At 63.1% G+C, this 13,733-nt stretch carries 14 protein-coding genes; all 14 read right to left on the bottom strand.

Annotated elements, in window-relative coordinates; genetic code table 11:
• Positions 1–56 precede the first annotated feature (56 nt).
• The 14 genes from ACU0B3_RS04735 to ACU0B3_RS04670 all read right to left on the bottom strand — a co-directional run bounded on the left by ACU0B3_RS04735 (position 57) and on the right by ACU0B3_RS04670 (position 13,676).
• Positions 57–977 (bottom strand): manganese-dependent inorganic pyrophosphatase, encoded by a 921-nt coding sequence (locus ACU0B3_RS04735; protein WP_446259675.1) that lies wholly within the window; start codon positions 975–977, stop codon positions 57–59.
• Between the two features lie 128 nt (positions 978–1,105).
• Positions 1,106–2,866 carry a capsule biosynthesis protein gene (locus tag ACU0B3_RS04730; protein WP_446259674.1) on the bottom strand — a complete coding sequence of 587 codons (1,761 nt, stop codon included), beginning with the start codon at positions 2,864–2,866 and terminating at the stop codon, positions 1,106–1,108.
• The gene (locus ACU0B3_RS04725; RefSeq protein ID WP_446259673.1) at positions 2,844–3,503 is read right to left on the bottom strand and encodes an ABC transporter ATP-binding protein; all 660 of its coding nucleotides are present in this window, start codon (positions 3,501–3,503) and stop codon (positions 2,844–2,846) included. The genes ACU0B3_RS04730 and ACU0B3_RS04725 overlap by 23 nt, the downstream gene beginning before the upstream one ends.
• A gap of 304 nt (positions 3,504–3,807) precedes the next feature.
• Entirely contained in the window at positions 3,808–5,106 is a 1,299-nt protein-coding gene (locus ACU0B3_RS04720; RefSeq protein WP_446259672.1) for a Na+/H+ antiporter NhaA, read from the bottom strand.
• Between the two features lie 160 nt (positions 5,107–5,266).
• The gene (locus ACU0B3_RS04715; RefSeq protein ID WP_446259671.1) at positions 5,267–6,307 is read right to left on the bottom strand and encodes a permease; all 1,041 of its coding nucleotides are present in this window, start codon (positions 6,305–6,307) and stop codon (positions 5,267–5,269) included.
• Complete coding sequence (locus tag ACU0B3_RS04710) at positions 6,300–6,659, bottom strand: ArsR/SmtB family transcription factor (protein WP_446259670.1); 360 nt, start codon at positions 6,657–6,659, stop codon at positions 6,300–6,302. The genes ACU0B3_RS04715 and ACU0B3_RS04710 overlap by 8 nt, the downstream gene beginning before the upstream one ends.
• Before the next feature lie 204 nt (positions 6,660–6,863).
• Positions 6,864–7,808: a DNA cytosine methyltransferase gene (locus tag ACU0B3_RS04705; RefSeq protein ID WP_446259669.1), complete on the bottom strand. Its 945-nt coding sequence runs from the start codon at positions 7,806–7,808 to the stop codon at positions 6,864–6,866.
• Complete coding sequence (locus tag ACU0B3_RS04700; protein WP_446259668.1) at positions 7,762–7,962, bottom strand: Com family DNA-binding transcriptional regulator; 201 nt, start codon at positions 7,960–7,962, stop codon at positions 7,762–7,764. The genes ACU0B3_RS04705 and ACU0B3_RS04700 overlap by 47 nt, the downstream gene beginning before the upstream one ends.
• Before the next feature lie 123 nt (positions 7,963–8,085).
• Positions 8,086–9,060, bottom strand: a complete 975-nt coding sequence (locus ACU0B3_RS04695) for a phage late control D family protein (protein WP_446259667.1) — start codon at positions 9,058–9,060, stop codon at positions 8,086–8,088.
• Positions 9,050–9,268, bottom strand: a complete 219-nt coding sequence (locus tag ACU0B3_RS04690; protein WP_446259666.1) for a tail protein X — start codon at positions 9,266–9,268, stop codon at positions 9,050–9,052. Before ACU0B3_RS04690 ends, ACU0B3_RS04695 begins: the two co-directional genes overlap by 11 nt.
• Positions 9,265–9,666, bottom strand: coding sequence for a phage tail protein (locus ACU0B3_RS04685; RefSeq protein WP_446259665.1), 402 nt, complete (start codon positions 9,664–9,666; stop codon positions 9,265–9,267). The genes ACU0B3_RS04690 and ACU0B3_RS04685 overlap by 4 nt, the downstream gene beginning before the upstream one ends.
• Positions 9,666–13,199, bottom strand: a complete 3,534-nt coding sequence (locus tag ACU0B3_RS04680; protein WP_446259664.1) for a phage tail tape measure protein — start codon at positions 13,197–13,199, stop codon at positions 9,666–9,668. The genes ACU0B3_RS04685 and ACU0B3_RS04680 overlap by 1 nt, the downstream gene beginning before the upstream one ends.
• Complete coding sequence (locus ACU0B3_RS04675) at positions 13,189–13,323, bottom strand: GpE family phage tail protein (RefSeq protein WP_446259663.1); 135 nt, start codon at positions 13,321–13,323, stop codon at positions 13,189–13,191. Before ACU0B3_RS04675 ends, ACU0B3_RS04680 begins: the two co-directional genes overlap by 11 nt.
• Before the next feature lie 26 nt (positions 13,324–13,349).
• Positions 13,350–13,676 carry a phage tail assembly protein gene (locus ACU0B3_RS04670; protein ID WP_446259662.1) on the bottom strand — a complete coding sequence of 109 codons (327 nt, stop codon included), beginning with the start codon at positions 13,674–13,676 and terminating at the stop codon, positions 13,350–13,352.
• Between the last annotated feature and the right edge of the window lie 57 nt (positions 13,677–13,733).

The raw sequence follows: 13,733 nt of genomic DNA, 5'->3' as shown, positions 1-13,733 counted from the left end.
GTTTTGGCGCAGTGGTCGGTCGCGACGCCCCGGATCACGTCCGGGGCGGGGTACGCTCAGACGGCGAGGTTGGGGATGATCTGCTTTTTGCGGCTCACGACACCGGGCAGCACCACCGTGTCGCCAGATGCCTGAGCGTCAAAAGACTTGGCCGCGACCGTCTTCACCAGGTCGTTCGGCACCAGCAGCGTCGCTTCCTCGTTGAGGATGTCGACGACAAAGAGCAGCACCTGGTCCACGCCGTCTTCGGACGCGACGGTTGCCATGCTCTCCATCAGCGACGCCTTGCGGTCGAGCACGGTGGCAGGTGAGGTTGTCTCCAGCACCGACACGCGAAATTTGGTGCCCTCGACGGCGTATTCCTTGCTGTCCATGCGCAGAAGTTCGGCGTCGGAGAAGGCGCTGACGTCGGACTTGGCCGCGAACATCTCGGCGGCGTAGTCGGGGATAGAGAGGCCCAGGTCACGCGCGAGCTGTTCCGCCGTCGCCCGGTCGTGGTCGGTTGTCGTCGGCGAGCGGAACTCGAGCGTGTCGCTGAGGATGCAGGAGAGCGCCGCGCCCTTGATCGCGTCCGGCATCCCGGCGGCGGCATCGCCCATCAGGTCGAGCATGATCGTCGCGGTGCAGGCGAGCGGGCGGATGGTGATGTCGATGGGGCCTTTGGTCTCGAGCCCGCCGACCAGCTTGTGGTGGTCGATGATCGCCGTGATGTCCGCGTCGTTGATCGCGTCCGGCAATTCGGCAGGGTTGTTGGTGTCCACGATGATGACCGGCGTGCCGGCCTCGACGCCGTCGATGATCTGCGGCTGCGGCAGGTTCCAGCGTTCGAGCATGAAGGCGGCCTCGGTGTTCGGCGTGCCGAGAAGGCGCGGCTCGGCCGCCTGGCCCTTCACTTCGTTCAGGTACCACGCCCAGAGGATCGCGGAGCCGGTCGAGTCGGTGTCGGGGGATTTGTGGCCAAAAACCAGTGTCGTCATGGGAATGCTGCCTGCGTGCCTGTGTTGCGTGCGTGGGAGAAGTCGCGCGCCTTATAGGCAGAGGCCCGGAGCTTGTCACCCCGGGCCTCTCAGCGTTTCCATGTCTGTCGCGTGTTTGGGTGGAGACCCTAGCTCGAGACTTGCTCGCGCAGGATCGAAGCCGTCAGTGAGATCATCAGGTAGATGCCCGAAAAGATCAGGAAGGCCAGAACCGTGTTCTCGAACTTGCGCGGATAGCTGGGGTCTTCGGAGGCGACGGGCACCACCGAGGTCGTCAGGTACCGCGCCTGGCTGAGCGCATCGCGGCGGGTCTGTTCCATCGTCTCGAGCGCCGATTGCAGCATCAGATCGCGGGTCGCGAGGTCGGCCTGGGCCATCTGGATGCGGGCGTTCAGCTCGGCAAGCGAGGTCTCACCCGTTGCCGCTTCGGTCATAGAGGCGTTGAGCTCGGCCAACGTGTTCTCGAACCGGCGCACCTCCGCCTGGGTCGCCTCGACCTTGGAGCGGTTGGGGCGGGCGTTGTCGAGAAGGGCCGCGAGCTGCAGCTCTTTTTCCAGAAGCTGCGTCTCGATATTGCCGATCTGCGTGCGCAGCGAGGCGATGCGGCCCTGCGGATCGACGATCTGGTTTTCCTGCTGCAGCCGCACGAGATCTTCTTGAGCGGCGCGGCGGTTGACGGCGGCCTCGTCGAGCGCGTTCTGCGCGTCCTCGACCTGGTTTTCACGTTTGCGCAGCGACAGCGTGTCGACGCGGTCTTCGGCATACGAGATCAGCTTGCGCGAGAAATCGGCGGCGACTTCCGGCTCGGCGGCGGTCACCTCCATCTTGATCACGCCCTCGGTCGGGTCATACCCGATCTTGACGTTGCGCATGAAGACCTTGTGCGCCTCCTCGTTCGAGGGGTTCTCGCTGAGGCGCTGGATCGGATCGATCCAGTCTTGCGTGAAGTGCGCCTTGTAGCCCGAATCCTCGTCCAGCCGCAGCATCGCGTCCTTGGAGGTCAGGTAGCTCTGCACCGCGATGGCGTCCTGATTGGTCGCGAATTGCGTGCCCGAGAACAGCCCGCCCATCGCGCCGCCGCCCGACTCCGCCTTGAGGATTAGGAACTCGGACTTGGTCGCGTACATGGGCGTGGCGATTGCGTAGAAGTAATAGCCAGCGATCAGCGTCGGCAGGCCGACAAAGAACGCCAGCCGGGTAAACAGCTGCGCCATCTTGCGCCGGCGGCGCTTGGCGATGTCGCGCTGGATATCCGAGATCTCGCGGGCGCGCTGCACGGCGGGCTCGACACGTTCGGTCGAGGGCAGTTGCGGCTGGCCCGCTTGCGTCGTCTGCGGCAGCTGGATTTGGCCGAGCGTCTGCTTTTGCGGCGTCTTTTCGGCGCCGGGCACGACCAGCTCGAGCATGTTGGATTTCTGGAACGGGTCGATGCCGTTCTGGCGCAGAAGCCGCACTGCGTCGAAATCCGACGTCGCTGCCAGTCCGTGTTTCTGCGCCATGCGCCGCGCCATGCGCAGCTGGCGTCCCGTCAGGCCCTCCTTGCGGATGGCTTCCATCGAGGTGTTTGCTTTGGTCTCCGCGGCTGAGGCGACCTCCTGCGGGTTGGGGCCTGCGGTGGCGGAGGCTTGCTGAGGCGCCGTCTGTTGCGGGGCAGGTTGCGCGGGTGCCTGCGGCTGAGCCTGCGCGGCCGGGCGCGCTGCGGGCTGTGCCGGACGGATCGGCGTGACCGAGCTTTGGTCGGCCGCACTCGCGGGCGTCTGCGCAGGCGCGCGCGCTGGGGCTTGCGGCTGCGGGGCGGGGGCGGCTGCCGGTGCCGGAGCAGCCCCTGTTTCACCAGTGGCGGCGGGACGGCGGATACGGAACTTTTTAGCCTTGGGTTTCGTAGTCATAGAGGTGCTTCGCTTCTTCCAAGGTATCGAACATGTGTAGGTGCCCGTTCATCAGAACGGCCGCCCGGCGGGCAAATTTCTGAAGGATTTCAGCCTGGTGCGAGACGATGATGATCGTCGTGGTCTGGAGCCGCTCGCGCAGCACGTCGCCGGCCTTGCGGTTGAACTCCACGTCGGTCGAGGAGGGCATCCCCTCGTCGATCAGGTACATGTCAAAGTCGAGCGCCAGCATCAGCGCAAAGGTGAACCGCGCGCGCATGCCTTGCGAATAGGTGCCAAGCGGTTGGTCGAAGTACTCGGCCAGTCCGCAGAGCCAGCGGCAGAACGCCTCGACGTAGTCCGGGTCGATCCCGTAGAGCTTGGCGATGTAGCGGGCGTTCTCGCGGGCGGAGTGCTTGGCCACGACGCCGCCCATGAACCCCAGCGGGAACGAGATGCGGCATCCGCGCCGGATCTCTCCCTCGTCGGGTTTTTCGAGGCCGGCCATCATCTTGATCAGCGTGGTCTTGCCGGTGCCGTTGGGGGCGAGGATGCCGAGCGAGGTGCCAACGTCCACACGAAACGACACCTGGTCGAGGATGACCTTGCGCTGTGTGCCCGTCCAGAAGGACTTGCTGACGTTGTCGAATTCCAGCATCGACGTGCTCCGGCTGCTCGGCCGCCTCATACCCGTTGTTTGTTAACGGTGTGTCTAAAAGCCAATTTTGTTTTCATTATGTCGAAACGGGAAACAACTTGGCAAACATCGTGGAGCGGCCAGCGCCATTTGGACGCCGGCCGTTGCTGGGAAGACTCGGGTGGTTTTGGGGGGTTGGCCGGTTCCTATTTCCGGCGACCTCACGTTTGATACACAAATGACAGAGGTTCACGCGCCGCCCATGGGGCGGGTCGGCGCGGCCTGACGGTTCCCGTCAGGCGGGTGCTTTGAGATAGGCGACCCTTTAGTGGTGCTGCTTTTTCACCCTGAACACGATGCCCGCGATGATCGAGATCCCCGCCGCGGCAAAGCTGAAGAGCGCGCCCATCTTGGCCGCCGCCTGCACTTCTCCCGGCGGGAAGGCGACCGAGGCGACAAAGAGCGACACGGTAAAGCCGATGGCCGCGACAAACCCGATCACCACAAGATCGATGATGCGCATGCCCTCTGGGATACCGAGCTTCAAAGGCCGCGCGGCAAACCAGCCAAAGGCGAGGATGCCGATGGGTTTGCCGATGATGAGCCCCGCGAGCACTAGCCAGGTGGCATCGCCGATGGACTTGAACTCGACGCCGGCGTTCAGGAGCCCGAAGAAGAAGAGGATGATCTCGACCGGGTGCTTGAGCGCATGCTCGATCATGTTGAGCAAGTCCGTCAGGTGCTGCTCGGCCGCCGAGAAGATGCCGAACGCGCGGTCGGCATGCGGGATCGTCGGCACGATCGGCAAGAGGCCAAGCGCCGGGTGCAGGCCCGATTGCGCAAACCCGTACCACGAGAGCGCGCCCGCGATCAGGTAGGGCCAGAAGGACAGCGTCTGGCGCACGAAGGTCGAGTTGGGGCGGTCCTGCTTGTGCCGGTCCATGCGGCGCGGCAGCCAGTTAAAGAGCGCGTAGACGCCAATTGCCGCCCCGAACGACAGCAGCAGCCATGCCGGTGCCAGGTCCCCGGTCGGATAAAAGATCGCGAGGATGATCAGACCCGCCGCGTCGTCCGCAATCGCGAGCAGCAGCAGGAAGCGGACCGCGGGGTGGCCCGCGCCGAAGACAAGCCGCCCGATCAGGTACGAGAACGCGATGTCCGTCGCCGTCGGGATCGCCCAGCCATTGGCAACCGCATTGTAAGTATCCGAGCCGAGAAAGGCAGCAAGCCCGAGGTAGACCGCGATCGGTCCGAACATTCCGCCAGCCGTGGCAAAGAGGGGCGTGGCTGCCTTGCGCCCGCGCAGGGAGCCGTTCTTGAGGATCACCGCCTCCCAGACTTCCTTGGCCGCGATGGCAAAGAAGAACGCCATCAAAAGGTCATTCACGAGGTAGTGGAAGGTCAGGACCTTCTCGGTCTCAAACGGGCCGAACTTGTCGTAGCCCTCGCCGTAGGCTTTCTTCCAATAGTCGATGGTCAGCCCGATGTGGTCGTTCCACCAAAGGGGATATTCGACAAAGTGGTGGTAGCTGTCTCCGGCAGTGTTGGCCCAGACGAGCGCGATCACCGCACCGATGATCAGCAGGAGCGAGTAGTTGGTGACAAAGTTCCAGACTTTATACATCGAATTCAGCAGCCCTCGGCGAAAGGTTATCCGGTTTGGGTAAGCCATCGCCCGGCGGCGCGCAACAGACCTCGCCGGCAAATCAGGCGGCACACCCTGCAAGGTGTGCCGCCCGGATCACGCCATTTCCGCCAACCTGAGGTGACAAAACGGGTTTGGGTCAGGCAAGCGCCGCCCAGCCAAACCCCGCCAGAAGCGCCCCGACAAATCCCAGCGCGATATAGGCGCCGAAGATGCGCGGCTTGACCAGCGCCCAGACTGCCACCGCAGCTGGGATGCAGCTGACGCCACCCGCGATGACAAAAGACATCGCAGCGCCCGGCGCCATGCCCTGTTCGAGCAGGCCATCCACCAGCGCAACGGCAGCATACCCGTTGAGGTAGGCCGGCGCGCCGACCAGAGCGCCGAGGATGATCGGACCGGCGCCGTCACCGCCCAGCACTTGGGCAATCCATTCGGACGGGACGTAGCGCAGCATCAGCGCCTCGATCAGGTAGGCCAGCATCAGCCACTTGAGCAGAAAGGCCCCGTTGCTCAGCACCGCGTCCTGAAAGGTCGCGCGACGTTCGCTATCGGTCCAGAACTTCCAGACGGGCGCGCCCTGGAACGGCTTTTTCACGCCGCAACATCCACCGACTTGGGGTTTTTCGCGCAAGGGGTCTGCGAAGACCGGGGAGTGTGCAAACGCCTTTGTCACGAACCCGCCCATGACGCCGATCCCTATGGCGGCGACGGCTTTGGCGGCTGCAAACTCGATCCCCAATGCACCTGCCGTGATCGCGAACATGGCCGGGTCCATCAGGGGGGAGGACAGCCACAGCGCCATCACCGCCGACAGCGGCGCGCCGACCGCCAGAAGCGCGGCGATGAAGGGTATGATCTCGCACGAGCAGAACGGCGACAGCCCGCCAAGCGCGGCTGCCATGAAGATCATCTGCGTCTCGCGCCCTTCAAAGGCTTTGGCGATCAGGGATTCCGCGCCCGTCGCCTTGAGGTAACCGATCGCCAACACCGCAAAGAGGATGAAGGGCGCCGTATGCGCCATCGCGCCGGCGGTGAAGGTGACCGCCGGCCAGACTTCCGCCGGATCGACCAGCGCCAAGACGGCAAGGATCACCGCTACCGCGAGCACGACGCGGTCGAGTGATTTCAGCCGCGCGGCAAGCGGGCGGCGTGGCGAGGGGAGCGTGGAATCAGCCATGGTCGCGTCCTGGGCAATGTTCGGGAGGGGTGGTGTCGGCGCAGCACGACTTCAGCAGGTAATCCGAAAGCGCGTGGACAGTGCCATAGGCAACCGCGGCGCAGATGATCGACCGGCCCTGCCGCTCTTGCCGGACAAGCCCGGCCTGCGCAAGGAGCTTCATGTGGTGCGTCAGGGTCGAGCCGGTCACGCCCGACCGCTCGCCGAGCGTGCCGATGGTCAGCCCCTCGGGCCCCGCGCGCACCAGCGTCAAGAGAACCGACAGGCGCTGCTCGGAGCCGAGCGCGGCAAAGGTCGAGGCCGCTTCTTCGAGCGACAGTTCGTCAGGGTTTTGAAGCGAGTCGTGTTTCATATTTCTACGTTTGTCGAAATGATCGCGCGCCCGCAAGTCATATTTCGAGAAATGTAGAAGTAATCTTGACGGGTGTAGCGCGACAGGAGGTTTTGCAATTTGTGACAGCAAAACTTGCAACATTGCGTTTTTTGAGCGCAGTTCGGGAGTGCTGCCGTCGAACTGTGGATGCCGGCGCCTCGATAGGACTTCAAATCCGGGCGTTCAGCCTTGCCCTTGAATGCCATTTGAATGGACTTCTAAAGCCGCTCTAAGAGTGATCCACGCGCGCGCCGCAGCCAGTGGGACCACCCCGTTACCGGCCGCTGCGCATCGCTCCACCCGATCGGCCATCCCATCATCCAGTCTGCGAAGGCAGGGTTTAAGCTGAGGCTGCTGCCCGAGTATTTCTCCCCAGATAGCAAAATCACCCGGTCCGGGTGCGAAGAGCGGGGCTGTCCCGTCGGGACCTCGAAGGCTTTCATCAGCTGCCACAGAAGGCACCACGCTACCGCCTGATTTTTCAGGCCGATCTGTGACCCCGTCTGGTTCTCGTCGCAAAGGAACCGCAGACCTTGATCGCTCAACCGGATCGCAGCACGATTTCCAGCCGACCGCGCTGTTGGCGTCGCCCAAAATGAACACCCGTTGCCTGAGGTGCGACCCGCCTGCTTCAGCCGCCGATGTGACGCACGCAGCAACCCCGAAGCCCATGTCCTGAAGCTGTCCGACGACGTGGTCGAGACCGAGGGACAGATGCCCTGGCACGTTTTCAAGGAAAACCCATCGTGGCGAGACCTCTCGGACCACACGGGCGACATTAGGCCAAAGGTGCCGGGGGTCGTCGCGACCTTTGCGGTGTCCCGAATATGAGAACGGCTGGCATGGATAGCCGGCAGAGACGAGATGAACGCGGCCACGCCACGCGTGGCCATCGAAGGTGCGCAAATCGTCCCAGACAGGTGCCGGACGAAAGCTCTGGTCCGCCATCCGCGCCACGAGAACGGACGCGCAGAAGGCTTGTCGTTCGACAAAACAAACAGAGCGGTATCCGGGCTCTGCGATGTGAAGTCCAAGATCGAGGCCGCCGACGCCGGAGCAAAGGCTGATGCCTCGAATTTCGTCATGTCTTCTGGGGGGACGAACAACCACATTTGGCCTGCCTTCCATGACGCTTGGAGCGTTCTTGTGAAGGGCTCGAGGGCCTCAATATGTTGAACGCTCCGCATCTTGGACACTTGATCGAAACTTCGCCGGCGATCGCGTTCTTTGACATCTCGAATAACAGGCGACGGCAACTGCGGCAACGGAGTTGAAGGTTCATTAACCCGACTCACCTCATCATGCCTTTGTCCCTGAAAAGGGATGGGATCGGCTCTGAGGAAGTTGGGGTCGGACGGGCGTGTTTGACGATGGGCCCGGTGCGGCAGGGCAACCTGCCGCGTCCCTATTCCGGCGGCGCGCGCTCGGCTTCAAAACTCGTGGTCAGTGTGCCTTGGAGCGTGTGCGTCACGCTGGTCAACGTATATTCTCCAGCGACTTCCGGCCGAACGCCCTGCACGTCGATTTTCCCCTCGGCCGTCAGCGACGGGAAGAACCCCGCCATGACGCCGGAGAAGGTATTTGACGAGCGCGCCCCGCGTGCAAGCTCGGCATCGGCGGCGCGCTGGGCTTCATCTTTGGTCGGAAACTTGTGCCGCAGCTCACGCTTTGGATCACCGCTGCCGGCAGTTGCGGTGTTGACCGTTCCGTCCGCTCTGTCTTCCCAGCGCGCCGAGACGCTCTTGTGTTTGCCGCGTGTGCCGACAGTGAACCCACCGGAACTGAACTGCGATCGGGTCAAAGAAACGACAGGGAAATCCTCTCCACTGGCGGTTTTCCCAGCGCCGCGCTCCGCGATTAGAAGGGTTCCTCCCGCTATCTTTGCCGTACCATCAACATCGTGCGCGAGGCGTGTGATGAAGTGCATGTCACTTTCGGCTGTCTGGGCCACATAGGCATAGAACACGTCTCGAAGCGCCGGTGCGACCTCAGACCGGAGGCTATGCCGGCCCGCAATCTCTTGAGCGATCTGCCCCAGCGTTTTCTCTTTCCAGGCTTTGGTTGCGGGTGACTTCATAGGGCCGATCATGTCAGCCGCCTTTCCTGTGATCTCGATAGTGTCCGGCATGAAGGCCCCTCGCACCTCGTCGACCAGGTAGATGCCCATGCTGGTGAGGCCGGTTTCGACAAAGCCGAGGGAGATTTCGAGCTCTGCATCCGTTTCGGGGAGTTCGATCGACCAACCGCGGTCATCAAGTGACAGCTCGCAGGTGTCCGACGAGATGCCGGCCTGATCCGTAAGCATGATGGACACCAGCCGCTTGTCGAGAAGCCCGGTGATGTCCTCACCATTGGCGATCACCTGATAGTCAATCCGCACGGCGCGCGCTCCATAACCTGACCGGCTGGTCGCTCTTCTGTGCGCGCTTCGGCGGCAGTTGCAGCTCAATGCCTGAGGGCAAAACCGGCCCCACAACAGCCAAGCGCGGGTTAGCTTCGTAGATGTCGATCGCCATGGCTTCGTCTTCGAAGAGCCGCCATGCGATCTCGTCGACCATGTCGCCTTGCTGAGTTCTGTAAATGGTCAAGGGAACCCGCCTCCGTAGCTTTGGAGCGTGATCGTGAACTCAATCTTCCGGGGCGCGCCGTCCTTAAGGAAGTACGACTTACGCTCCTCTATCGAGACGATGCACCATCGGTTCCAGACCCACCCGAGACCGTCGACCATCATCATCGGAACCCCGGCGCCGGCGACCGCGCGCATCAAGTCAAGTTGTCGGAGCCCACCGCGAAAGTGCGGGTAGATCACGCCCTCAATCGTCACCTCTTGCGTGTCAAGTCCCGCGTACTGCAATGCCGGGGCAGCTCCGATCCGCTCAACCTTTCCCCATCGATACCCTGCTGTCCTGGCGAAATTCTGGTAGGCTTCATTTGAGCTGCCGAACCTGAAGCTCCCAAGCGCCATCATCACGAGCGCTACCGGCATCAGTAGTCCACCCCGTCGTGCAGAGCCGCACCTTTCTTCCGTTCCCTCCGATCCATTTCACGAGCGATGTGTTGTGCGAGTTTTACCTCGTCCATGCCCGCACTTGGGTGGATGTGCCAATGATGGACTGAGCCCTGCTGAGGTCCGGCGGGCGATTTCTCTTCGGTGACTGAGGTGGTCGCAAGCGTCGTATCTGAGGTGTCGACCAGAAGGCTTTGGTTCGAAACCTCGCTGGGGTGCAGCCTCTCTACTAGACCCTTTTGAAGCTCTGGCGGAGACCCTTCTCCGACCCGTGCGGCCATTGACGAGGCCGAGATGCCTTGAGCGATACGCAAGATGCGATCAATGGCAACAGGCCCGGCGTGACCATGTCCCGCGAGAGACGACGTGGCCGCCAAAGCCAACCCGGCCTGCGGGTTCGGTTCGGTCGGCCCAGCCTCCGAAGAGACGAGGATGCTCTGCGCCATGCGCATAACGCGATCTACGGAAGTTGGCTCAGCACCAGTGGCGCTAGAAAGCGATGGCGTTGCCGCGAGAGCCATAGCTGCGGCGGCCTTCGCGATATGGGCTGGCGCAGCCTCAGCGGCTTGCAAAACGCTGCCTGGCAACACGGTGCCGCTCATGCCTGGGACGAACAGCTCTTCGAACCGCTCGTTGATCCGGTATGCAAACCCCGCGCGGACTGCACCGCCCCGGTCTCGGCCAGGTGCGTTGGCATCGCTCCGAGAGCTTGAAGGTGTCGCCGGCGCAGCCCCAGAGTTGAGGCTATTCACCAACCGTACGGCACGCTGTGCCTCTTCGTTGAAAGCCTCGATCGATGTCCGATTGATCGTGGGATGTGCCTCGATCAATCCCAAGGCGGTCAATCCAGCCTGGATCACATCAACTGCAGCGTCCGCTCTTAGGAGCTCCTCCTCAAGCTGAGAAACTCTCCCGATTAATGCGTTAAGGAGCTGTTGCTTTGGTGCCACCAGCGCAGCGACAGTCGGACCTCCGGTCGCTTCCAGGTCGGCGATCTCTTGGCGCAGCTCGCTGATATGAGCACGATGTTCGGCGATGTCCCGCCGGAGGTCATCGGTGTAATCGGCAGTCGGCAGCTGGCGCAGCGTGGTCTCTTCTGCAACCTGCCGCATCGCCTCGACGACAGCCCGTGGATCGCCACCATTTTCGAAGGTCACATTGAGCGGGACCTCGACATCGAGCGGCGTGTGCCACCCCTCTGCCAGTGCCTCTAGCTCCGTTCTGGCAGCCTCTTGATCGATGACGACTTGCTGCTGGTCCTTTGGTCGGGCGAAAAACGCCTCGTCTTCCGGGCGCGCCTCCCCGTTGCCGAGGGCGGTCGGAGCCGCGATCGCCGTGACGTAGGGCAGAGCCTTGGTCAGGAAGCGGAGTGTGGTCGCTGCGGCGCCGGCTCCCATCTTGCGTTTGTTGGCCTGGATACGACGTGCCTCGCGATCGCTGGCGTCCCCGAGCTTTGTGAACTCTGCGGCTCCGCGCCGGCGAAAGTCGGTGAAATCGCTCAGCACACTCGCGAGCGTGCCGCCGATCGCGCTCATGCCGGCCAGCGACAACTTCCCCGCGAGCTTCAAGACCGGAAGGCCGATCAGCCGCCCGAAGATGCCAATTACGCCGCCCAGCGGGCCAAGAAACAGGCGCGCAACCCGCATCGCACCGGACAGACCGAACCGGAACAGCAGCAGCCCGCCGAACGCCTGCGCGGCGACTGTTCCCATTTGCCCCTGGCCACGGACAAGGCGTGTGACCCACTCGACAGCGCCGCCCACCGCGTCTCCGACGGTCTCGCCCCAGGCCCGCCAGGTCTCGCCGTTGGCCTCGACCGGCCCGAACAGCTGTGACAGCCATTCCCACCATGCAGACGTCCACTCCACCAGGTTCTCGAGCATAGGCGCAGCCGGTCCGAGGGCGCCCACAAACGCCTCACCAAACGCGTCGAAAAACTCCAGCAAACCCGACCAGTTGTTGTAGACCCACATCCCGCCCAAAGCGATGCCGGCAATGGCTGCCCCGAGACCGGATGCCAGTAGAGCTACGCGCAGACCGACCAGAGCCGCGCGTGCCAGCGCCACAGGTCGGACGATCAACGTCGCTGCCGACGCAAGGCGCAGCAGCATCTGTATGCTCCGGCCGCCCGCGATCGGCACATAAGACAGCGCGCGGAACAGACCGAGCAGTGGGATTGCGGTCGTGTAGGCAGCGAACCGCAAGCCGATACTGGCAGCCTTCAGCGCGAGGAGGCCACCAGCCAGCTTGAGTGCACTGGCAACCCACTCCGGGTTCTCTTGCGCCCAGTCGGTGAACATCATCGCGACAGGACCCACGCTGCGCATCAGCTCGTTAAGCTCCGGCAAGACCGCCGCGCCGATGATGATGGCGAACTGGCGCATGAAGTTCCGGCTGATCCTTACCGCGGCAGCCGTCGTGCCAGCCTGCTTCTGGTACTCCTCGAGCATTGATCCCGCATAGACGCTTTCGTCCGAGATCAACCCGAACGCGTTGCGCAAAAGATCGAGGTTGGAAAGCAGCGGCATGATCGCGCCCTTGCTTTCCTCACCGAAGAGGATCCCGGACAAGCTGCCTTTTTGGTGCTCAGGCAGTTGGTCGATCCGGTCCAGGACGTCGAGGATTGCCGCCTGCGCGTCTGTTTGCATGCGCTTTGCCAGCTCGACCGGGTCGAGCCCCAGAGCGTCCATCACCTCATCCTGACGCTTCGTCAGCGCCTCGCCTTTCGTCAGCGCATTGAGGAAGTTCTTCATCCCCGTCGCCGCGACTTCGGGGCCTGCACCGCCGGCGAGGAACGATGCCGAGAGCGCCGCGACTTCCGTCTCGGACAGACCCGCCGTCATCGCCACTGCGCCCTGGCGTCGGATGATCTCCACGAGATCAGGCGCGGTGGCGTCCATGTTGTTCGACAGGTGGTTGACCGCATCGCCAAGCTCGAGCGCCTCTTCGCGCGTGAGCTTCATCGCGCTCATCCACTTCGACATTGCCGCGCCTGATTGCTCGGCCGACATGTCAAAGGCCACGCCCATCTGCGCGGCGTCCCGGGCAAAGGCGATCAGCTGCGCGCGCTGCTCATCATCTGGCAAAGCCGCATCGACGATCCCGGCCTGGCCTGCCGCCTCAATGATCGCGGCGATCCCTTCGGCAGTCATGGGAAGGCCGCCAGACGACGTCAGAGCAAGGATGTCTTCCTGAAGCTTGAGCAGCTGAGCAGGCGTCTCGAATTCGACGACCTTCGACACGCCCGCCATCGCGCTTTCGAACTCGATCGCCGGCTGGATCGCCTGGAAAAGAGCGAAACCCGTCGCGGCGACACCCGCGGCTTCGCCCGCAAGTGCAGACCGGCGCGCTTGAAGCGCCTCGGTTTGACGGTCTGCCCACTCGACGCCGCGCCGGCCGTAGCCCTCGGACGCCATGCCGACTTTCTGGACGGCACCGACAACTTTCTCCGCTGGCTTCGAAACCTGATCGATGAGGCGCAAGATCAGCGCGATGTTGAGGTCACCTGCCACCCTGCTTTCCTCTCATCACGTTGTACCGTTTGACGGCGAGCGCATGGAACCGGGCCAGTTCCTCCAGCGACATCCGGTCCATTTCCGAAAGCGGCCAGTGGAAGATCGCCGCGATGTCCGCCATCGCCTCCTCGACGTCGTCGGGAAGCGCTATTGCATCAGAGCCCGAACCTGATCGGGGCCTACGAAAAAAGCCAGTACCCCGCTGCACAGGATTGTGAAGTCCATGACTTCCATCTGATCAACCTGTTGCGGTGTCAGAGCGGGCGTCGAGATGCGCGGGATCAGCGTGATCATGGCGCTGACGTCCATCTGCAGGATGTTGGTCATTTTCAACCCGCGCATGTCGCCTGCCTTGGGCTTGCGCAGCTGGATATGCTTCACCGGTTTGCCGTCGATCTCGACGGCGTTGATCAGCGTGAGCTGCCCGGAAAGCAGCCTGTCTTCGGCCGACATTGCTTCAGTATCTTCGGTCATTCAATACCCCATTGAAAAGCAGTTGCAGCGCCCGCGCGATGGCCGCGCGGGCCCGGT

This window comes from Pseudaestuariivita sp. (genome assembly GCF_052825805.1).
The sequence above is the reverse complement of the archived record's forward strand: the minus strand, read 5'-3'. Positions and strand labels throughout refer to the sequence as shown.